The sequence below is a fragment of the Mycobacterium sp. genome (genome assembly GCF_025933915.1).
GTDB lineage: Bacteria > Actinomycetota > Actinomycetes > Mycobacteriales > Mycobacteriaceae > Mycobacterium.
Genome location: NZ_JAICZA010000078.1, coordinates 1 through 22,610, shown reverse-complemented (window position 1 = coordinate 22,610; position 22,610 = coordinate 1). Strand labels below are relative to the sequence as shown.

Genomic DNA, 22,610 nt, shown 5'->3' with positions numbered 1-22,610 from the left:
TCCTTGAGTGTCAAGAAGATTTCTTGGTCGAACGCACCCGCGTTCTGCGTGGACTCGATGTAGACCGGACCCACCAGTCCGGTGTACTGGCCACGGGACAGATCGGCGCGCGGTACCACGTGCGTGTGATAGAAGCGGAAGCCCGCCGGGCCGGGGACAAAGGAAATTCTCCGCATGCCGTGGGCGGGCACGTCAGGGGTTCCCTCCTCGGCTGCGCCGTCGACGTCGACACCAATCTGCTGGCCGTGCCAATGCAATTGTTCGGGGGAATCGGTGTCGTTGAAGATATCCACCCACGCGCGCCGGCCCTGCATGAACCGCAGCAGCGGGCCGGGAAATTGGCCGTTGTAGGTCAAGGTCGACACCGTCCGGCCGGGGGCCAATTCGACCGTCCCGGTTGCGATTCGCAGTGTGTAATCCGCTTTACCGTTGGGTGGACCGGGCTCCGAACACGCGGTCAGCGACCCGGCGCCTCCCGATGCGGCCAGCACCGCGATGCCGCCCCATTTGCAGAAGTCGCGCCGGTTGACCGCCATGATCAGCGTCCGCGAGGGCCAACGCCGAGGACGGGTACAAGATAGTCGACGCGGTTACTCAATTCGCTTGCCACACGACGGAATTCCGGGTAGCCGCCGGCGGAGGGGTCGGGCAGGCTCCAATGCATCGTGGTGGCCAGATCGTGGTCGTGCGCGTACTCGCGGACCTTGTCGCATAGCGTGACCACGCAGTCGAAGCGTCGTCGGCCCACCGCGGCCAGGGGTCGGGGCCGGCCACCACCCAGATCGATACCGTACTCGTCGCGCATGACGCGGATGGCGTCGGCGTGCAGATGCGAATTGGGATGACTGCCGGCGCTGGCGGTGCGAATGCGGCCCTGGCCCCGTTTCTCCAGCAGCGCCGCGGCCATCGGCGACCGCGCGCTGTTGCCGGTGCACAAGAACAGCACCGAGCGCGGGGCGGGCTTGGCGGGAAGCGCGGGTCCCAGCCCCGGATGCAGTGCGGCGGCGGCCTCGTCGAATGCCTTGGCGCACTTCGTCAGGTTCAACGAGTAATAAATGTCGCGGCCGTCGCACGCGCTGCGGCGCGCATCGGTAAGTCCCGCCGAACGCAACAGCCGCAAGTGATACGAGACGAGGTTCTGCGGCTCGCCGAGGGCGGCGGCCAGTTCGCGCACCCGGTGGTCACCGGATGCCAGTTCGGTCAGCAACGCCCACCGCAGTGGATGGGACGCCATCTGCATCAGAGGCGGAATGGCCGCTCGCTTGGCTGGCGCCATACTCTCGCACGATACATCAAACTAGTTTGATAGGTTAGCCGCTGCGCAAGGTGACGCCAGTAGTGTTTCGTTCTCTGTTTTCGAGGAGGCCGAGTGTCCGAAAACACCCCGGCGGGCGCCCCATCCGGCAGCGGCGAGCTGCGCCGGAGCCTCGGGGTTTTCGACGCGGTGGCGATCGGGCTGGGGTCGATGATCGGCGCCGGGATTTTCGCCGCGCTGGGCCCCGCGGCGCGCGCCGCCGGCTCGGGACTGCTGCTGGGCCTGGCGGTGGCGGCGGTGGTCGCCTACTGCAATGCCACCTCCTCCGCGCGGCTGGCAGCGCGCTATCCCGCTTCGGGCGGAACCTATGTCTACGGCCGCGAGCGGCTGGGCGACTTCTGGGGATACCTGGCCGGGTGGGGCTTTGTCGTGGGCAAGGCCGCCTCGTGCGCGGCGATGGCGTTGACCGTCGGCGCCTACGTCTGGCCGGCGCACCCGCATGCGGTGGCCGTCGCGGCGGTGGTCGCGCTGACCGCGGTGAACTACGCCGGGGTACAGAAGTCGGCGTGGCTGACCCGCATCGTCGTCGCGTTGGTGCTGGCCGTGCTGGCCGCGGTGATCGTCGCCGCGTTCACCGCGGCAGGGGCCGGCACCGATCCGTTCCGGCTGACCGGGGCGACCGCCGGCGGAGTGGTGCAAGCCGCGGGCCTGCTGTTTTTCGCCTTTGCCGGCTATGCGCGCATCGCGACCCTGGGCGAGGAGGTACGCGACCCGGCCCGCACGATTCCGCGAGCGATACCCCTGGCGCTGAGCATCGCCCTGGCCGTCTATGCCCTGGTGGCCGTCGCCGCGTTGTCCGTGCTGGGGCCAACCCGCCTCGCCCAGAGCGGCGCTCCCCTGGTCGAGACGGCCCGAGCGGCGGGCGCGGGCTGGCTGGTCCCCCTCGTGCAGGCGGGCGCGGCGGTCGCGGCGCTGGGCTCCCTGTTGGCGTTGATTCTCGGTGTCTCGCGCACCACCTTGGCCATGGCGCGAGACCGCCACCTCCCCCATGCGCTGGCCGGCGTGCACCCGCGATTCCAGGTGCCCCACCGCGCGGAACTGCTGATCGGCGTCGTCGTCGCGATCCTGGCCGCCACCACCGACCTTCGCGACGCCATCGGCTTTTCCTCGTTCGCCGTGCTGATCTACTACGCCATCGCCAACGCCTCCGCGTTCACCCTCGGGCCCGACGAGGGCCGCCCGCCCCGGGTGATCCCGGTGGTCGGGCTGCTCGGCTGCATGGTGCTGGCGTTCGCGATGCCCGCGTTGTCGGTGCTGTCCGGTGTGGCGGTGTTGGCCATCGGTGTCGCCGCGTACACGATCCGACGGATCATCTCTCGTATTATGTTGCGGCGCAACGGAGGAGCCTCATGATCCGGCGTCGTACCGCGACGGCCGGGCACGCCCACCGCCGCACAATTCGCGGTAACGCGATTCCCCCGGGGCCCGACGGGGAAGACTGACCGGATGGCCGAGCCCGAAACCGAAGCGTTCGAAAAGCTGGTGGCGCTGCTGAACTATCCGATGTTCGTGGTCACCACCCAGGCCAACGGCACCCCGGCCGGCTGCCTGGTGGGTTTCGCCAGCCAGGCCAGCATTCATCCACCCCGATTCCTGGTCGGTCTGTCGCGGCGCAACCACACATTCCGCACGGCACGCGCCGCCACCCACCTGGCGGTGCACGTGTTCGACCACGATCACCTCGACATCGTGGAACTCTTCGGCGGCCAGACCAGCGACGAGATCAACAAGTTCGACCGCTGTTCCTGGCATTCCGGCCCCCACCAGGTGCCCATCCTCGACGGCGCCGCCGCATGGTTCGTCGGCGAGATCCTGGAACGTTTCTCGCTGGGCGACCACGTCGGGCATCTGCTGGCACCGGTCGGCGGCAGCCCGCCGCGCGAGCTGGAAAGCTGGGTGTCCTTCGGCGACGTGCGCCAAATGGAACCCGGCCACGAGGCGTGAGGATGAACCAGGCTCCCCGGGTCAGCGCCGTCCCCAGCATCGTCGAGCTCGCGTCCTTCTACGCCGATCCCCCGGATGGCCTGCGCGCCAACATGATCTTCAGCGCCGACGGCGCCGCCGCGTTCGGCGGCCGCGCCGGTCCCCTGTCATGTCCCACCGATCAACGGCTTCTGAAAATGCTGCGTGGCCTCGCCGACGTCGTTTTGGTGGGAGCAGGCACCGCCCGTGCCGAAAACTATGGCCCGGTCAAGCTCTCCGACGCGGCGCGCGCCCGACGACAGCACGAAGGGCGATTCGTGCCCCCGCCCGTCGCTGTCATCAGCCGCAGCGGTGAACTGCCCGCCCGGCTGTTCAGCAATCCCGAACAGCCACCGATCCTGGTGACCTGCGCGCACACCGCGGCGCGCCTCGACCCGGGCAACGACGACCGGCAACAGATCATGGTCGCCGGTGAGGACACGGTCGACGTGGCCCGCGCCGTCGCGATGCTGCGTGAGCGCGGCATGCACCGCATCCTGTGCGAGGGCGGCCCGACACTGCTCGACGAGCTGGTGGAAGCCGACGCCGTGACCGAACTCTGCGTCACACTTGCCCCGAGACTCGCCGCGAGCCAGCCTGTGGGCTATCGGGTACACCCGGCGCGGCTGCCCGCCCCGGTCACCATGCGTCTGGCGCACGCATTGGTCTGCGACGACTATCTGTTTTTGAAGTATTGCCGCTGACACCGGGCCCGCACGGGGGTCGCGCCCAACGCGCTCGACATGCGGCCAACGGCTTCGCTTCCTATGATGAAATTGCCCGTTTTTGTCGGCTCCCGAGACATCATCTTCAGCTGATCGCTGTCCACTTTCTCGAGGCACACAGAAAAGGATCACCGGCCGGGTGAGCAGTTCAGACGACGACCACGACTATCGAAACCTGGCGGTGAACCGACTGCGCCCCAGCGAAATTCGGTGGGCGCTGAACCACGATGCCGTGCACGGGATCGCGTATGCGTTCAGGAATCCCGTCGCGGTCGCCGGGTCCATAGAGGACCCGGACGACGACCGCAGGACGTATCTGGTCCGGGTCAGGCGTGACGACCTGGCCAAGGCGCTGGAGAAGATCAACGAATGGATTTTCGACAATCCCGGCCCGGCCGGGATGCAGGCCTACGGATTCGTCCGGGCGCTGTCCCGCGAAGGGCTCACCGAACGTGCCGCCGGTGACGACGACGCCCGGTGACCGCGTGCCGTCGAATTAGCTGGCTTTCGCTATTCGGCGTGCCCCGCGGTCGCGGAAACCTTAGCCTTATGCCTGCATGCCAGCGCATACGCGGATCCGGCGCAGCCATCGGCCGGGCGCGCGTGGGCGCCGATAATCGGTTTGCGGTGCACGGCTGGCGGTGAGGAGTCGCCGATGGAAGACACGACCGCGGATTCGCGGGAGGGTTCGCAGTTCGGGCCGTATCGGCTGCGGCGGCTGGTCGGTCGCGGCGGGATGGGCGATGTCTATGAGGCCGAGGACACCGTCCGCGAGCGCATCGTGGCCCTCAAACTGATGTCGCAGACGCTGTCCGACGATCCGGTCTTCCGCTCCCGGATGCAACGCGAGGCGCGTACCGCCGGGCGGCTGCACGAACCCCACGTCGTGCCGATCCACGACTTCGGCGAGATCGACGGCCAGCTCTACGTCGACATGCGCCTGATCGACGGCAAAGACCTGGCCGGCATCCTGAAGCGGTACGGACCGCTGTCCCCGCCGCGGGCGGTGGCGATTGTCCGCCAGATCGGCGCGGCGCTCGACGCCGCCCACGCGGCCGGGATCCTGCACCGAGACGTCAAGCCGGAAAACATTCTGGTGAGCGCGGACGATTTCGCCTACCTTGTCGATTTCGGCATCGCCAGCGCCACTTCCGACGAAAAGCTGACGCAATTCGGCACCACCGTGGGCACCGCCAAGTACATGGCGCCGGAACGGTTCGGCGACTCCCAGGCGACGCATCGCGCCGATATCTACGCCCTGGCCTGCGTGCTCTACGAGTGCTTGACCGGCTCCGCGCCCTACACGGGCGACCAGCTCAGCGTGATGGGCGCCCACGTGCACCAGCCGATCCCGCGACCGAGCGCGGCGCGCCCCGGGATCGGCGCCGCCTTCGACGGCGTGATCGCCCGCGGCATGGCCAAGAATCCGGACGATCGCTACCTCACCTGTGGCGACCTGTCGTCGGCCGCCTACGCCGCGCTGGCCGCCCCGGACCGGGATCGGGCCACCGACATTCTGGCGCGCACCCAGATGGCAACGCCGCCTGCGGCATTCGCCGGGCAGCCCGCGGGCGGCTTCGCCCCGGGGCCACCGGCGCCGCCGCCATCCCCGGTGGCGTCCTGGCCCACCCCGTCGGGCGCCGGGCAACCGTTTGCCCCCGGCGCGCCGGTGCCCCCACCGACGGGGTGGGGCGGCGCTCCGGTCTGGAACAACGCCAGCAGCGCGCCGCCCTGGGGCGCACCGCCACGGGCCGGCCGCAAACCCTGGCTGTGGGTCGCCGTCGCCGCCGCCGTCGTCGCGGTGGTCCTCGTCGGGGTGATGCTCGCCGTCGTCCGCCCCTGGCAGTCCGGCTCGCCGCCGGCGCCGCCACCGGACGCCGTCGCGCTGCGGGTTCTCGATGACGGTGTGTACGTGGGTAGTTCGGCCGCACGGGTGACGATCGACATCTTCAACGAACCCATCTGCCCGCCGTGCGGGACCTTCATCAGATCGAACGCGACCGACATCGACACGGCGGTGAACAACAAGAAGCTCGCGGTGCGCTATCACCTGCTCAACTTCCTCGACGACAAGTCACACAGCCAGACCTATTCGACTCGCGCGGTGGCGGCCACCTTCTGCGTCGCCGCGCAGGACGACGCCAAGCTCTACAGCGACTTCTATTCGGGCTTGTTCGCCAGCAACTTTCAGCCTCAGGAGGGCGGCGCCGAAGACCGCACCGACGGTGAACTCGCGCAATTGGCCAAGACGGCCGGCGCCGGCGCCGCGGTCACCACCTGCATCAAGTCCGGCGACGACATCGGAACGGCCAAGACGAAAGCCGCGAACGGCTATTCGATGCTGTCCGGCGTCCACGCCAACTCCACACCGTTCGTGTGGGACGGCGCCATGTCGGTGAACTATCAAGATCCCGCCTGGCTGACCAGCCTCACCGGATAGGCACGACCTGCCTGGCGGTCTCGCAGGGGCACCGACGGCCGATCAGTCCGGTGCAGGCGCCGAATCCTCTTGGTGCTCAGCGTCGTCCACGGTCAACGGTAACGCCAGCTCTTCCAGTGGGCGCCGCTCAGCGGCGATGCCGAGCCACAGTTCGACCAGGCCGGCGGCCGCCATCACGACCGCTCCGATCAAAAACGACCAGACGACCTCGTTGCGGTGGCCCGAGTTGATGAGCTGACCGAACAGCAACGGGCCGGTGATACCGCCGATCGCCGTCCCCATCGCGTAGAAGAACGCGATCGCCAGCGCCCTGGTCTCCATCGGGAAGATCTCGCTGACGGTCAGGTACGCCGCGCTGGCGCCCGCCGAGGCCAGGAAAAACGCGACGATCAGCACGCCGATGAAGGCCCAGACACCGCCGGCCCGGGTGCCGAACACCAGCGCCAGCACCACCACCGCGACACCGGAACCGATATAGGTCAGCGTGATCATCGGTTTGCGGCCGACCGTGTCGAACAGATGCCCGAGTATCAGCGGGCCGGCGAAATTGCTCAGGGCCCACACCACGAAGAACACCGGCACCGTGCCGGAGGGCACCGCGTAAAACTGGCTGAGCAGTGTGCCGAGGTTGAACGTGACCCCGTTGTAGAGGAACGCCTGCCCGATGAACAGCGCCAGCCCGAGGACGGCGCGCCGCGGGTAGAGCTTGAAGGCCACGGCGGCGATCTCCCGGAACGAAATCGTAGCGCGCTGACGGATCCGCAGCGGCTTTCCCTGTGGTTCGGGCAGCGTGTGGCCCGTCTCCCGCTCGACCGCCTCTTCGATCTCGCCGACGATGCGCTCCGCTTCGTCCTCGCGGCCGTGGATGAACAGCCACCGTGGGCTTTCCGGGACGTTGCGCCGGACGAGCAGGACGAAAATGCCGAGGATGGCACCGAGGCCGAAGGCGAGCCGCCATCCGATGTCGGGCGGAAAGTTCGAGGTGTCCAACAGGATGAGCGCGCCGCCGGCGCCGGCGGCCGAACCCAGCCAATAGGTTCCGTTGATCACCAGGTCGACACGGCCGCGCACCCGCGCCGGGATCAACTCGTCGATGGCCGAATTGATGGCGGCGTATTCACCCCCGATGCCGGAGCCGGTGAAGAAGCGGGTCAGGAAGAAATACCAGGGGGCGAACGCGAACGCGGTCGCCACGGTCGCGACCAAATAGATGGCGAGGGTGAGGATGAACAGGTTTCGTCGTCCGAACCGGTCCGTGAGATGACCGAAGAACAGCGCGCCTGAACACGCTCCGGCGATGTAGATCGCCGCCGCCATGCCGATCTGCGCGGGGTTCAGCGCGATGCCGCTGTTGTGCTCCATGAGCCGAGCCGAGACGTTGCCGACCATGGTGACCTCGAGCCCGTCGAGCACCCACACGCCGCCCAGGCCGACCACGACGCGCCAATGGAACCGTGACCACGGCATCCGGTCCAACCGGGCGGGGACCTGCGTGGTGACGGTTTTGGTGTGCGCTCTCGCACTCATGGGGTCTCCGTTCTGGTTTGACCGGCGTCAGCCACGATCGGAGCGGGACTCCTCGGGCGTCCAGGCCTGTGGCTGGCCGGGGTGGCCGGGGAAGAGGAAGTCGATGAACGCCGCGGCCGTGGGCTGCGGCTCGTGGTTGGCCAGCCCCGGCCGCTCGTTGGCCTCGATGAACGCGTAGTCGGCGCCCGTGACGTCGGGCACCAGCAGATCGATGCCGGTCACCGGGATGCCGATCGCCTCGGCCGCGGTCACCGCGACCCGGCAGAGTTCGGTGTTCACCTGTGCGGTGACATCGTGGATGGTGCCCCCCTGATGCAGGTTGGCCGTGCGACGCACCCGCAGCCGCGTGCCCTGGGGCAGCACATCCTCCAGCTCCCAACCGGCTTCGGCGACGGTCGATTCCGTGAGGTCGTCGAGGGGGATGCGGGACTCGCCGCCCGTGGCCGCGGAGCGCCGCCGGCTTTCGGCCGCGATCAAATCCCGCACACTGTGCTCTCCCGTGCCGATGATCTCCGGAGGCATGCGCAGCGCGGCGGCGACGACCCGGCCGTCGATCACCACGAGCCGAAGGTCGTCGCCGGCCACCCGCTGCTCGATCAGCACGTCCGGGTATTGCTTGCGGGCGCGCGCGAGCGCGGCGGACAGATCGTCGGGCCCCTTGTCGGCGACGACCCCGACCGTGATGCCCCTGCCCTGCTCGCCACGCGTCGGCTTGACGACGACCTCACCGACCTCCTTGAGGAAGGCGAAGTCGCTCTCGTCGAACGTGGCCAGGCGGGCGCGCGGCACGGTGATGCCGGCCTCGGAGACCAGGCGCCGGGTCAACCGCTTGTCGTCGCAGCGGCACATGGCCACCGCCGAGGTGTATTCGGACAGCGATTCACGGGTGATGACGCTGCGGCCGCCGTGGGTGAGCCGCATCTCGCCGGTCTCGGCGTCGAGCACCTCGACCCAAATCCCCCGGCGCAGCGCCTCGTCGGCGATGATCCGGGCGTAGGGATTGAGGTCGTCGACCGTCTCCGGCGGCGGACTGAACAACGGCTCGTTGATCGCGTTCTTGCGCTTGATCGCCAGCACCGGGACGCGGCGGAACCCCAGCTTCTCGTAAAGGCCGATGGCGGCGGCGTTGTCGTGCGCCACCGACAGATCCATGTATGCGCGGCCCGCGCTGCGGAAGTGGTCGGCCAGGGCCCGGGTGAGGGCCGCGCCGACCCCGGGGAGCCCGGCGGCCGGATCGACGGCCAGGGTCCACAGGCTCGATCCCTCCTCCGGGTCGTTGAACAGCAACTCGTGGTCGACGCCGGTGACGGTGCCGACCACGGCGCCGTCCTCGTCACGTATCGCAAGCAGATACTTCACCGCCGGCACATGCTGATGGTTGTTCCAGATCACGTCGACCCCGGCCGGGACCATCCCGCAGCGCACGTACACGCGGTTCATGGCGTCGGCATCGATCGGATCGTTGAGCGTGCGCACGGTCACGCCCATCGGCGGCGGTGGCGCGTTCTTCTTCTTGCCCGTGAAGCGCAGCCGGTAGGTATGGCTCGGGTCGATGAAAAGTTCGGTCGGTGCCTCGGCGACCACGACGTGGGATTCGCGGGCATAGATGCAGATGTCGCGCCGCCCGGGCCCTTCGCGTCGCAGCGCCTCGACCAGCTCCTGGGAGTCGGCGAAGGTCTGCCCGAAAACGAGTCGGCCCCAACCCAATTCGAGCTCGACGTCCTTGGCCATCGCATCGACCAACTCCGGCGGCGAGGCGTCGTGCAGGCCGAGCGTGATCGCCTCGGTGTGGTCGCCGGTCGGATCGACCACGGTCATGCAACCGGCCCCGTGACGCCGTGCCGCTGCAACCAGAGCTCGAGCAGGCCGATCTGCCAGAGCTCGTTGCCGCGCAGGGGGGTCAGCTTCCCGTTGGGATTCTCCAGCAGGGTCTCGACCGCTTCCGCGCGAAACAGCCCGCGCTCCTTGGCGACCGGCGCGTAGAGGGCGTCGCGCACCATGTCCAGGTAGGGCCCTTCGAGATGGGTCAGCGCCGGAACCGGGAAGTAGCCCTTCGGCCGGTCGATGACCTCCGACGGAATCACCCGCCGCGCAGCCTGTTTGAGGACGCCCTTGCCCTCGTGCGCGATCTTCAACTCCGGCGGGCAGGTGGCCGCCAGCTCGACCAACTCGTGGTCGAGGAAGGGAACCCGGCCCTCCAGCCCCCACGCCATCGTCATGTTGTCGACCCGCTTCACCGGGTCGTCGATCAGCATCACCGTCGTGTCGAGCCGCAACGCGCGGTCGACGCCGGTCTCGGCGCCGGCGCGCGCGAAGTGCTCGGTGACGAAGCGGCCACTGGGGTCGCCCGGCGCCATGATGCCCGGTCCCAGCAGGCCGGCCAGCTCGGCGGAGTCACGGTCGAAGAAGGCGCCCCGGTACTCGGCGACCGCACCCGTTAGCGACGCGGCGGCCGGTGAGCCCATGGGTGGGTACCAGTGGTAGCCGGCGAACACCTCGTCGGCGCCCTGGCCGGACTGCACGACCTTCACGTGGCGCGCCACCTCCTGGCTGAGCAGGTAGAAGGCGACGCAGTCGTGGCTGACCATCGGCTCGCTCATCGCACCGATGGCCCCGTCGAGCGCGGGCAGCATCCGGTCGGTCTCGATGCGGATCTGGTGGTGGTTGGTGCCGAAGCGCTCGGCGACGATGTCGGAGTACTGGAACTCGTCGCCCTTCACGCCGCCGGCCGACTCGAAGCCGATCGAGAACGTGGACAGCCCGTGCTGGCCGGCCTCGGCGAGCAGGCCCACGATCAGGCTGGAGTCGACTCCGCCGGACAGCAGGCAGCCGACCGGGACGTCGGCGACCAGGCGGCGTTTGACCGCCAACCGCAGCGTGGACAGCACGGCGTCTTCCCAGTCGCGCTCCGACCAATCCGAGCGGTCGGCGTGCCGGGTGAAATCGGGCGCCCAGTACGTGGTGACGGTGCGCTTGCCGTCGGGCTCGATGGCGACCAGCGAGGCCGGCGGCACCTTGCGGACCCCGCGCAGGATGGTGGCCGGCGCGGGCACCACCGAGTGGAAGCTCATGTAGTGGTGCAGGGCGACGGGATCGATCCGGGTGTCCACACCGCCGCCGGCCAGCAGGGCCGGCAGCGTCGACGCGAATCGGACGCGGTGGCTGTCCTCGGTCACGTACAGGGGTTTGATGCCGAGCCGGTCGCGCCCGAGCAGCACCCGCCCGCTGTCGCGTTCGACGATGGCGAAGGCGAACATGCCGAACAGGTGGCTGACGAAGTCGTCGCCCCACCGGTGGTAGGCCTTGATCAGAACTTCGGTGTCGCTGTGCGAGAAGAAGCGGTAGCCGTATCCGCTGAGTTCGCTGCGCAGTTCCTTGTAGTTGTAGACGCAGCCGTTCCAGGCGAGGGAAAGACCCAGCTCGGAGTCGATCATCGGCTGCGAGCCGGCTTCGGTCAGGTCGATGATTTTGAGGCGGCGATGACCGAGCGCAACCCGGCCCTGCGACCAGGCGCCACCACTGTCCGGGCCCCTCGGTGTCAGCACGGCGGCCATCGCTGAGACCGCCGCTACATCGGGCGCCCGCCCGTCGAGTCGTACCTCCCCGGTGACTCCGCACACCTCCTCGACCCTACCGGGGCCCGATTCGAAGCGCGCGTGACGCCCGCCAAAAGCGCTGCAACGGCCCACCAACGCCCGCGATCAAGGTGCGGTGATCACTGTGATCGATCCGAGTGTGAAGTGGATCGCATCGCCGGGACGAGATGCCGGAGTTGTTCCCCGTACAACTCGACCGATTCGGCGGTCAGCATCTCGTGGTGCGTGCAGTCGATCGAGTGCACCCGAATGTCGCCGGACGCGTAGGGCTCCCAGGATCGCGCCAGCTGCGCGCCGCGATCGCCGCGATCCCGCGCCGCCGAAAACACGGTGATATCACCATCGAAATATCCGGGGTGGTGGCGGCGATAGAGCTCGATGTTGTCGTTGAGATTGCCCAGGAGCAGCTCGAAGAGCGGTGAGCCCGGCGGGCCGTCCCGCTCGGCTTGTTCGTCTTGCTTGTCTTGTGTGTCTATTTTGTCCAGGCCAATGTTGTTGGCCCGCAACATATCTTCGAGCGCCTGCCGCTGGCGCAGGGCGTACTCGGGTGGGGTGATGCTGTCGTCGATGCCGGGTTGAGCGTCGAGGAGGATCAGGCGCCCGATCACGCATCCGCGCCGCTGCAGCTCGACGGCGATCTCGTGGGCGACCACCCCGCCGAACGACCAGCCCAGGATGTTGTAGGGGCCGCCGGGATAGGCGTCCTGGATCCGGTCGGCATGGGCCTCGGCCAATTCACGGATCGACCGAGGACCGGCGTCGCCGTTGCGCGGGATCTGCTGAATCCCGACGATCGGGCAATCCAGGTGGTTTCCGAGGACCCGATAGGGCCAGCTGACCCCGCCCGCGGGATGCACGCAGAACAGCGGAACACCGTCGGCCCCCTGCTTGAGGGTCTGCACCGGGACCACCTCTTCGGTATCCGTTGCATCGGTGCGCAGTCGCTGGCCCAGATCCCGGACCGTGGGCGCGTCGAACAACGTGCGCACCGTAAGGTCGGCGCCCAGGCTGGTGTTGATGGCCGCGATCAGGCGCATCGCGGAAATGCTGTCGCCACCCAGATCGAAGAAGGAGTCGTCGACCCCGACGCGTTCGACGCCGAGCACGTGGGCGAAGGTTGCGGCCAGCGCCTCCTCGATGGCATTGGACGGGGCCCGGTACCCGGTGCCGGTGTACTCCGCCGCGGGCAGAGCGCGAGTGTCGAGCTTGCCGTTGGGTGTCAGCGGCAGTGCGTCGAGTCCGACCACGGCCGCCGGCACCATGTAGCCCGGGAGTCGTTCGGCCAGCGCGGTGCGCGCCTCGCCCGGGTCGGCGGTTCCGGTGATGTAGCCCACCAGGCGCAAGGCAGCGGGGCGGTCCTCGCGGGCGATCACCACCGCCTGATCGACGTCATCCAGTGCGGCCAGCGCGGCCTGGATTTCGCCGAGTTCGATGCGGTAGCCGCGGATCTTGACCTGCTCGTCGGCGCGGCCCAGGTAGTCCAGTTGCCCGTCGGTGCGCCAGCGCACCAGGTCCCCGGTGCGGTACATCCGTTGTCCCGGCGCTCCTGCACCGCCGAACGGGCAGGCCACGAACCGCGACGCGGTCAGCCCGGACCGGCCCACGTATCCGGCGGCCACCCCGGACCCCGCGACATACAGCTCGCCGACGACGCCCACGGGCACGGGACGCAACCAGGCGTCGAGCACGAACAGGCCCGCGCCCGCCACCGGCGAGCCGATCGGCGGCGTCCCGGATCCCGGGGTCAGGGGTGCGCTGATCGCGACGCACATGGTCGTTTCGGTCGGGCCGTAGGCGTTGACCATCACCCGCCCGGGCGCCCAGCGGTCCACCACCTCGGGCCGGCAGGCCTCACCGACCATCACCAGTGACACCGAGTCCAGCCCCTCGGGCGAGAGCATCGCCACCGCCGACGGGGTCTGCGTCAGCACGCTGACCTCCTCCGCAATCAGCAAGGCACGGAGGTCTTCCGGGGAGCGCGCCACCGATTCGGGGACCACCACCAGCCGCCCGCCGCGCAGCAGCGCGCCGAAGATCTCCCACACCGACACGTCGAAGGCGTACGAGTGGCTTTGCGTCCATACGCCCACGCGCGGCAGGCCCGCGTCCAGAGACTCCAGCAGCTGGGTCACGTTGCGATGAGTGACCGCAACGCCTTTGGGGACGCCGGTGGTCCCCGAGGTGTAGATGATGTAGGCCACGCCGTCGGCCGCGGGCGCCGGCAGCCGCGTGCCCGCCTGGGTGTGGATCTGTGGGTCCTCGATGTCGATGACCGTCAGGTCGCACCCGTCCAGCCGGGACCGCAGGCCCGCGGTGGTGATCGCGGCGACCGGTGCGGAATCCTCGAGCATGAATCTGATCCGGGTGCCCGGCGCCGCCGGGTCGACCGGCAGGTAGGCCGCCCCGGTCTTGAGCACCGCCAAGATCGCCACGATCGCCTGTGCCGACCGCGAAAACAGCAGCGCCACAAACTGTCCCGGGCCCGCGCCCCGGCCGGCTAGCAGGTGTGCCAACCGGTTGGCGGCCTCGTCGAGTTCGCGGTACGTCATCGACAGGCCACCCCAGCGGATCGCCACCGCGTCCGGTGTCTGCGCCACGTGGGTGTCGAACAACGCCACAATCGACGGCGGCGCGGGCGTCGGCTGGGCCAACACCGCCCGGTTGCCGATCTCGTCCAGGCGGTCGTGTTCGGGCGCGTCGAGCAGGTCGACCGACGAGAGCGGCCGGGTCGGATCCGCGGTCATCGCCGTGAGCACCCGTTCGAGCCGCTCGCTCAGCGCCGCGATCGTCTGCGCGTCGAACACGCCGGTGTCGTATTCGACCCGGAGGCCGAGTTCCTCGCCGGACAGGGCGGCTTGCATCGTCAACCTGTAGTGGTTGCGCTCGAACATGGTGACGTCGGTGATGCCCAGTTCGTGGTCGACGGCCATCGCCGAGGTGTCCAGCGGGTAGTTCTCGTAGGCGAACAGAGTGTCGAACAGCTTGTCCTGTCCGGTGATTCGGTGGATCTCGCTCAGCGCCAGGTGCTGGTGATCGAGTGTGTCGGTGTGCGCGCCTTGCATCTGGGTGAGCAAGTCGGACGTGGTGGTGGCCGCCGTGATGCGCGCGCGCACCGGGACGGTGTTGATCATGAGGCCCACCATCGAGTCGGCGCCGGGCACCTCGGCCGGCCTGCCCGAGACGGTGGTGCCGAAGGCGACGTCGTGCTGGCCGGTCAGCCAGACCAGCAGCTGCGCCCACGCCGCCTGCAGCACGGTGCTGACGGTGGTGTGGCTACAGCGGGCCAGCTCGCTCAGCGCTCGCGTGATCTGTGCGGACACCGCGAACGATTGGACGCCCCGGGCGCCGGGCTCCGTTTTGTGCACCGGCCCGACCAGCGTCGGGGTGTCGAAGCCGGCGAGCACCTCAGCCCACGCCGCGCGCGCGGCGTCGAGGTCGCGTTCGGCCAGCCAGGTCACGAACCTGCGATAGGGCGCGGCCGCGGGCAGGTGCTGCCCGGTGTAACAGGCGAACGTCTCGTTCAGCAGGATCGGGACCGACCAGCCGTCGAGCACGATGTGATGAATGGTGAGCACCAGCCGGTGCCGATCGTGCGCCGTGCGGATCAGCACGGCCCGGACCGCAGGCTGGTCGGCCAGGTCGTAGACGGCGGCGCGTTCGGTCGCGCACAGGCGCCGGATCTGCTCCTCGGGCTCGGATCCGTTCGCCGCGACCTCGAGGTAGCGCCAGGCCATCGCCGGATCCGCCGGGATGATCTGCACCGGCTCGTCGAACTGGTCGCAGAACCGGGCGACGAGATGCGGGTGCCGGGCGACCACGGTGTGCATCGCGTCGCGCAGCCGGTTCCGGTCGATCGGGCCGGTCAGGCTGAGGTCCAGCTGCACCACGTAGAGGTGGTCGTCGTCGCCACGCGTGGTGTTGGCGTGGAAGAGGAGCCCCTCCTGCAGCGCGGTCAGCGGCAGGATGTCGGCGATCGGCTGGCGCCGCTCGAGATGGTCGATCTGCGGTTGGGTCAACCGGGCGGGCACGACGTCCGACGGGGTCAACCCGCCGCCACCGTGGCGCACGTGCGCGCAGATGCCGGCCAGGGCCTCGAACCACAGCGTGCTCAGTCGGGTCACCTGCTCGCGGTCCAGCGCCGAGGGCGCCCACGTCCAGTTGGCGTGCAGCTGGGGGCCGTCCTCGGTGTCCATGGTGCCGGCGTTGAGGTCCACGGTGTGCATCAGCGGCATGGGCACCGCGGTGCTGGTGGCGGTGGCCGCCGAGCCGTCGCGGCTGATCCGCCAGAGCTCGTCGGAGAGTTCGGCGGCTCCTCCAGCTTTCAAGCCGCCCAGCCGGCCCAGGTAGTTGAATCCGATCGTCGGGTCGGGGCCGTCCAGGTCTACCTCGGTGTTCAGGTAGCGCAGCAGCCCGTAGGTCAGCGGGTCCGGCAGGGCGCGCAGCTGTTCCTTGACGTCCTTGATCAGCGCGCCCAGCACCGGCGCGCCGGCCACGACGTCCGCCCAGGACAGCCTGCCGACGTGCCCCGCGACCTTCAAAGCCACCGGGTATTTGGTGGTGAACCAGCCCACGGTGCGCGACAGGTCCACCCCGGCGGCCAGGTCCTCGTGGCGGCCGTGACCCTCGACGTCGATGCCGATCGCCGCGCCGGCAGCGTCCGTGGAACCTAGGAACTCCGCCCACGCCAGGGCGAACCCGACCAGCAAGATGTCGTTGACCCCGGCGTGGAACGCCGCGGGCGCCTCGCCGAGCAGGGTGCGGGTGGTCTCCGCGTTCAACGTCACCGACATGTTCTCCGCGGTCTCATAGGTGTCCAGCTCGGGGCGCACCGCCGGGAGTGCGGGCGGGGTCGCCGCCACCCGTCGCCAGGCGTCGGCGTGCTCGAGCACCGCCGGCGCATGCGCGTGCTCGGCCAGCAGCGCGGCCCACCGGGCGAACGACGTGCCGCCCGCGGGCAACGCCACCGGCTGCCCGTGGTGGTGCTGGCCCCAGGCGATGTTGAGGTCCTCCAGCAAGACCCGCCAGGACACCCCGTCGACGGCCAGGTGGTGCACGATCAGCACCAGCCGGCCGCTGGAGGCCACCCATAGCGCGCTGAGCATCACCCCGGCGGCCGGGTTCAGCCGCGACCGCGCCTCGATGACCGCCGCGTCGGAGAGCTCGTCCACCGACAGCACGCGCTGGGCCGCGTCGACCGAACCCGGCTCGGGCACCTGCAGCGACCAACCGCCGGCGGCGTCGCCGCCTTGGTCGTCCACGCGCAGCCGCAGCATGGCGTGCCGATCCAGCAGGGCCTGCAACACCGTCACCACGTCGGCCCCGGTGACCCCGGCGGGCGCCTGCAGCACCATCGTCTGGTTGAACTGGTCGACCGGACCGCCTGCCCTTTCCAGGCTGCGCAGCCAGCCGATGATCGGGGTGACGGCGATCGCCCCCGTGCCCTCGTCGACCATGCCGTCCTCGCCGTCGGCGACGCCGGCGACCCGCGCCAGCCGGGCGACGGTCTGCTCGGTGAAGATGTCGCGCGTCCGCAGCGCCAGGCCGGCGGCCCGCGCCCGGGTCACCACCTGCATCGAGGAAATACTGTCCCCGCCCAGGTCGAAGAAGGAGTCGTCGACGCCGACCCGCTCGACGCCCAGGATCTGGGCGTAGATGCCGGCCAGGGTCTCCTCGACCGGGGTCTGGGGGGCGCGATAACGATCGACGTCGTGGTAGTCGGGCGCCGGCAGGGCGCGCGCGTCGAGTTTGCCGTTGACGGTCATCGGCAGCGCGTCGAGCGCTACGACGGCCGTCGGAACCATGTAGGACGGCAAGCGGTCGCCGAGGCGGGCGCGGAGCTCGACCGGGTCCGCTCCCCCGGTGACGTAGCCGACGAGGCGCTTATCGCCGGGCCGGTCCTCGCGCGCGATGACGACGGCCTGGTCCACCCCGTCGAGCGCGGCCAGCGCCGAGCGCACCTCGCCGACCTCGATGCGGTAGCCGCGGATCTTGACCTGGCCGTCGGCGCGGCCGAGGTATTGCAGCTGGCCCGCACCGGATCCGGAGTCACCCCAGCACACCAGGTCACCGGTGCGATACATGCGCGATCCGGGCGCCCCGAACGGGCAGGCCACGAACCGCGACGCGGTCAGCCCGGACCGCTTCCAGTAACCGCAGGCCACGCCCGCGCCGGCCACATACAGCTCGCCGACGACACCGTGCGGTACCGGCCGCAGGGCGTCGTCCAGCACGAACAGCGCGGCGCCGGGGACCGGGGATCCGATGGGAACGGTGCTCGATCCCGCCTGTAGCGGTGCGCTGATCGCCGCGTAGACCGTCGCCTCGGTGGGGCCGTAGGCGTTGATCATCGCCCGGCCCGGCGCCCACCGGTCCACCAGCTCCGTCGGGCAGGCCTCACCGGCGACCACCAGCGTGGCCGACTCGAGCCCCTCGGGCGACAGGACGTCCGCCGCCGACGGGGTTTGACTGATCACGCTGACCTGTTCAGCGACCAGCAACGCGTGGAAGTCCTGCGGGGATCGCACCACCGAGTCGGGGATGACCACGAGCCGCCCGCCGTGCAGCAGCGCGCCGAAGATCTCCCATACCGAGACGTCGAAGGCGAGCGAATGCCACTGCGACCACACGCCCGCGCGCGGCAGACCCGAGTCCCCCAACGCCAGCAGCTGGGTCACGTTACGGTGGCTCACCGCAACGCCTTTGGGCACACCGGTGGTGCCCGAGGTATAGATCAGGTAGGCGATGTCCTGCGCGCTCGGCCCCGGCAACGCGGTGGCGGGCTGAGTGTCGACGGCGGGATCGTTCACGTCGATGACGACGACGTGATGCCCGTGCAGCCGCTCGGCAAGATCGGCGGTGCTGATCGCGGCCATCGGCGCGGCGTCGGAGAGCATGAACCCGATCCGCTCGGCCGGCAACCCGGGGTCGATCGGCAGGTACGCGGCGCCGGCCTTGAGCACCGCCAGGATCGCCACGATCGCGTCGGCCGACCGGCCGAACAGCAGCGCCACCCGCTCGCCGGGGCCCACGCCGAAGCCCGCCAGCCGGTGCGCCAAACGGTTGGCGGCCTCGTCGAGCTCGCGGTAGGTCCACGAGCGGCCTTCGAAGCTGAGCGCCACCGCATCCGGGGTGCGTGCCGCCTGCTCGGCGAACAGCGCCGGGATCGAGTCGGTCTCGGTTGCCGATCCGGTCAGCGCGGCGCGGTTGCCGAGGGCGTCCAGGCGGGCGTGCTCACGGGCGTCGAGCAGATCCACCGACGACATCGGGCGGGTGGGATCGGCGGTCATGGCCGTCAGGACGCGCTCCAACCGCCCGATCAGCGCCCGGATGGTGTCCGCGTCGAAAACGTCGGTGCGGAATTCCACCCGCCCGCCGATCCCGGCGGGCTCATCGCCGTCGGTCCAGCGTTCGGCCAGCGAGAACACCAGGTCCATGCGGGCCACCTGGGTGTGCAGCGGGATCGACGTCACGCGCACATCGCCCAGGGCCAGCCCGGCCCCGGGGTCGCCGTCCTGGCCGGCGAAGTTCTGCCAGGCCAGCATCACCTGCACCAGCGGGTGATGGGTCAGGCTTCGGGTCGGGTTGACCCGCTCCACCAGCACCTCAAAGGGCACGTCCTGGTGCTCGAAAGCCTCCAGGCTGCGGGTGCGCACCCGGGTCAGCAGCTCGGTGAAGCTGGGATCGCCGGCCAAGTCGACCCGCAGCACCAGCGTGTTGACGAAGAAGCCGACCAGCTCGTCGAGCGCGGGGTCGCGCCGCCCGGCGATCGGGAACCCGACCGCCACGTCGGTGCTGGCGCTGATCTTCGACAGCAGCACCGCCAGGGCGGCCTGCACCACCATGAAGCTGGTGGAGTTGTACTCGCGGGCCAGACCGGCAACCTGCTGCTGCAGGTCGGCCGGCCAGTCCACCTCGACGGCGGCCCCCCGCTGATCGGCGACCTGCGGGTAGGGCCGGTCGGTGGGCAGCTGCAGCCGCTCCGGCATGCCGGCGAGCGCGTCCTGCCAGTAGGCGAGCTGCGCGGCGATGCGGCTGCCGCTGTCGGCGAGCTCGCCGAACTGGTCGCGCTGCCACAGCGTGTAGTCGACGTATTGCACCGGCAGCGGCTCCCAGTCCGGGGCCTGCCCGGCGCTGCGGCTCGCGTACGCCATGCCCAGGTCGCGCACCAGCGGCCGCAGCGACCAGCCGTCCGCGGCGATGTGGTGCACCACGGCCACCAGCACGTGCTCGTCCTCGGCGACGCGGAAAAGCGAAGCGCGCAACGGGATTTGGGTCGCCAGGTCGAAGGTTTCGGCGGCCGCGATGTCGATGGCCTCGCGCAGCCGGCCGGCCGACCATCGGCGCGCGTCGACGGTCCGCCAGCTGAAATCGGCCCGCTCGGCCGGGATCACCACCTGCTGGGGCGTTCCGTCGGGCGCGGCGAACACCGTCCGCAGGCTCTCGTGACGGGCCACCACGTCGGCCAGCGCCGCGCCGAGCGCCGGGCCGTCGAGCCGGCCGTGCATGCGCAACGCCGCGGCCATGTTGTAGACCGGGGACGGTCCCTGCAGCTGGTCGAGGAACCACAGCCGGCTCTGGGCGAACGACAGCGGCACCACCTCCGGCCGCTCGCCCGCCATCAGCGGGTCCAGCCGGCCCGTGTCCTCACCGATGCGCGGTGCCAACTGCGCCACCGTGGGCGCCTCGAAGATGACGCGCACCGGAACCCCGACGTCCATGGCGCTGTTGATCGCCGCGATGACCCGCATCGCCGAGATGCTGTCGCCGCCGAGGTCGAAGAAGGAGTCGTCGACCCCGACCCGCTCGACGCCGAGCACGTGGGCGTAGATGCCGGCCAGGATCTCCTCGGTGGGGGTGGTCGGCGAGCGATATCCGGCGGCGGAGTATTCCGGCGCCGGCAGGGCGCGGATGTCGAGTTTGCCGTTGACGGTCATCGGCAGCGCGTCGAGCGTCACCACCGCCACCGGGATCATGTACGCGGGTAGCCGCTCGGCCAGCTGGGCGCGGGCGTCGCCCGGGTCCGCGGTGCCGGTGATGTAGCCGACGAGGCGCTTATCGCCGGGCCGGTCCTCGCGGGCGACGACCACGGCCTGGTCCACCCCGTCGAGGGCGGCCAGCGCCGAGCGCACCTCGCCGACCTCGATGCGGTAGCCGCGGATCTTGACCTGCTCGTCGGCGCGGCCCAGGTACCGCAGCTGGCCCGCACCGGATCCGGAGTCACCCCAGCACACCAGGTCACCAGTGCGATACATGCGCGATCCCGGCTCGCCGAAGGGGCAGGCGACGAACCGCGTCGCGGTCAGCCCGGCGCGGCGCACGTATCCGTAGCCCACGCCGCGGCCGGCCACGTACAGCTCGCCCACCACGCCGGCGGGCACCGGGCGCAGCCAGGCGTCGAGCACGAACAACGCGGCCCCGGGGACCGGGGCCCCGATCGGCGGGGCCCCCGAACCCGCTGCAAGCGGGGTGCTCGTCGACGAGAAGATCGTGGCTTCGGTGGGGCCGTAGACGTTGACCATCACCCGGCCGGGCGCCCAGCGGTCGACCAGTTCGGGCGGGCAGGGTTCCGCACCGATCACCAGCGCCGCGGCATCCAGTCCCTGCGGCGACAGCATCCGCACCGCCGACGGGGTTTGGCTCAAGACGGTGACCTTTTCGGCGACCAGCAGGGCGTGGAAGTCCATCGGTGAGCGGGCCACCGAATCGGGGACCACGACGAGCCGCCCGCCGTGCAGCAGTGCGCCCCAGATCTCCCACACCGAAAAGTCGAAGGCATACGAGTGGAACTGCGTCCACACCTGGTCGGCGGACAGCTCGACGCCGACGGCCTGCGCATCGAAGAGCCGGGTCACGTTGCGGTGGCTGACCGCAACGCCTTTGGGCACACCGGTGGTGCCGGAGGTGTAGATGATGTGCGCGACGTGTTCGGGCGCCAATGCCGGAAGCGCGGTGGCGGGCTGGCGGGTCAGGGCGCGGTCGTGGATGTCGATGACCATCAGGTCGTGGGCGCCGAGCTTGTCCGCCAGCGCCGCGGTGGTGAGTGCGGCCATCGGCGCGGTGTCACCGAGCATGAACTCGATGCGGGCCGCTGGCAGCGCCGGGTCGATCGGCAGGTACGCCGCGCCGGTTTTCAGCACCGCCAGGATGGCGACGATCGCATCGGTCGACTTTCCGAACAGCAGCGCCACGGACTCGCCGGGGCCCACCCCACGGCCAATCAGCAAGTGCGCCAACCGGTTCGACTTCTCGTCGAGCTCCCGGTAGGTCATGGACCGGCCCTCGAAAGTCACCGCCGGCGCCCGCGGGGTGCGCGCCGCCTGGGCGGTGAACAACGCCGGAATCGATGTGGGCGTGCTGGGCCGGGTCAGGATCGCCCGGTCGCCCCACCCGTCCAGCCGCTCGTGTTCGGCCGCGTCGAGCACGTCGATCGACGACAACCGCCGCTGCGGGTCGGTGGTCATGGCGGCCAGGATCCGCTGCAATCGTTCGATCAGCGTTGCGATCCTTGTCGCGTCGAAAACGTCTGTGTCGTATTCGACCTGGAGGCGCAGCTCGCGTCCCGGCTGGGCCTGCACCGTCAGCGGGTAGTGGGTGGATTCCCGGCTGGTGATGTCGGTGACGGCGAGCTCGTGGTTGCCCGACAGCGCGCTGGCGTCGATCGGATAGTTCTCGTAGGCGAACAGGGTGTCGAAGAGCGTGTCCTGTCCGGTGATCCGGTGAATCTCGTTGAGCGCCAGGTGCTGGTGGTCGAGCGTGTGGTTGTAGGCGCCTTGCAGTTGGTCCAGCAGATCGGCGGTGGTGGTCGTGGCGGTGATGTTCGCGCGCACCGGCACCGTGTTGATCAGCAGGCCGACCATGGTGTCCGCGCCGGCCACCTCGGCGGGCCGACCCGAGACGGTGGTGCCGAAGACGACATCGCGTTGGCCGGTCAGGCCGCACAGCAGTCGGGCGAAGGCGGCCTGCAGCACGGTGTTGACGGTGGTGTGGCACGAGCGCGCCAGGTCGCCGACGGCGTGGGTGAGGTCGGCGGGCAGCGCGAACGTCTC

General features: G+C 69.8%; 11 protein-coding genes. 5 read left to right on the top strand and 6 right to left on the bottom strand.

The genetic code is table 11. The features are described from left to right. Both Q0W90_RS14080 and Q0W90_RS14075 read right to left on the bottom strand, forming a co-directional pair. A partial coding sequence (locus tag Q0W90_RS14080) for a multicopper oxidase domain-containing protein (protein WP_297774914.1) occupies positions 1 to 542 on the bottom strand: 542 nt, incomplete at its 3' end. Further along, positions 539 to 1,276 (bottom strand): ArsR family transcriptional regulator, encoded by a 738-nt coding sequence (locus tag Q0W90_RS14075; protein ID WP_297701154.1) that lies wholly within the window; start codon positions 1,274 to 1,276, stop codon positions 539 to 541. The genes Q0W90_RS14080 and Q0W90_RS14075, both read right to left, overlap by 4 nt. A 93-nt stretch (positions 1,277 to 1,369) precedes the next feature. Between Q0W90_RS14075 and Q0W90_RS14070 the strand changes: the two genes are divergently transcribed. From Q0W90_RS14070 to Q0W90_RS14050, 5 genes are all read left to right on the top strand, one after another. Continuing rightward, a complete protein-coding gene (locus Q0W90_RS14070; RefSeq protein ID WP_297774913.1) occupies positions 1,370 to 2,668 on the top strand; it encodes an APC family permease in 1,299 nt (432 codons plus the stop codon). Positions 2,669 to 2,761: 93 nt separating this feature from the next. Further along, positions 2,762 to 3,259, top strand: coding sequence for a flavin reductase family protein (locus Q0W90_RS14065; protein WP_297599592.1), 498 nt, complete (start codon positions 2,762 to 2,764; stop codon positions 3,257 to 3,259). Between the two features lie 2 nt (positions 3,260 to 3,261). After that, positions 3,262 to 3,981: a pyrimidine reductase family protein gene (locus Q0W90_RS14060; RefSeq protein ID WP_297599594.1), complete on the top strand. Its 720-nt coding sequence runs from the start codon at positions 3,262 to 3,264 to the stop codon at positions 3,979 to 3,981. Positions 3,982 to 4,141: 160 nt separating this feature from the next. Beyond that, entirely contained in the window at positions 4,142 to 4,483 is a 342-nt protein-coding gene (locus Q0W90_RS14055; RefSeq protein WP_297599596.1) for a hypothetical protein, read from the top strand. Between the two features lie 174 nt (positions 4,484 to 4,657). Then, positions 4,658 to 6,442, top strand: coding sequence for a protein kinase (locus Q0W90_RS14050; protein ID WP_297774912.1), 1,785 nt, complete (start codon positions 4,658 to 4,660; stop codon positions 6,440 to 6,442). 42 nt (positions 6,443 to 6,484) lie between these two features. Here the strand turns inward: Q0W90_RS14050 and Q0W90_RS14045 are convergent, their stop codons facing one another. From Q0W90_RS14045 to Q0W90_RS14030, 4 genes are all read right to left on the bottom strand, one after another. Next, on the bottom strand, positions 6,485 to 7,969 hold the full coding sequence (locus tag Q0W90_RS14045; RefSeq protein WP_297699427.1) for an MFS transporter: 1,485 nt from the start codon (positions 7,967 to 7,969) through the stop codon (positions 6,485 to 6,487). A 27-nt stretch (positions 7,970 to 7,996) separates the two neighbouring features. After that, a complete protein-coding gene (gene ngg / locus Q0W90_RS14040) occupies positions 7,997 to 9,787 on the bottom strand; it encodes an N-acetylglutaminylglutamine synthetase (RefSeq protein ID WP_297774911.1) in 1,791 nt (596 codons plus the stop codon). After that, complete coding sequence (locus Q0W90_RS14035) at positions 9,784 to 11,589, bottom strand: N-acetylglutaminylglutamine amidotransferase (protein ID WP_297774910.1); 1,806 nt, start codon at positions 11,587 to 11,589, stop codon at positions 9,784 to 9,786. Before Q0W90_RS14035 ends, ngg begins: the two co-directional genes overlap by 4 nt. 95 nt (positions 11,590 to 11,684) lie before the next feature. Beyond that, positions 11,685 to 22,610: non-ribosomal peptide synthetase (locus Q0W90_RS14030; protein WP_297774909.1), on the bottom strand; the 10,926-nt coding region annotated here is incomplete at its 5' end.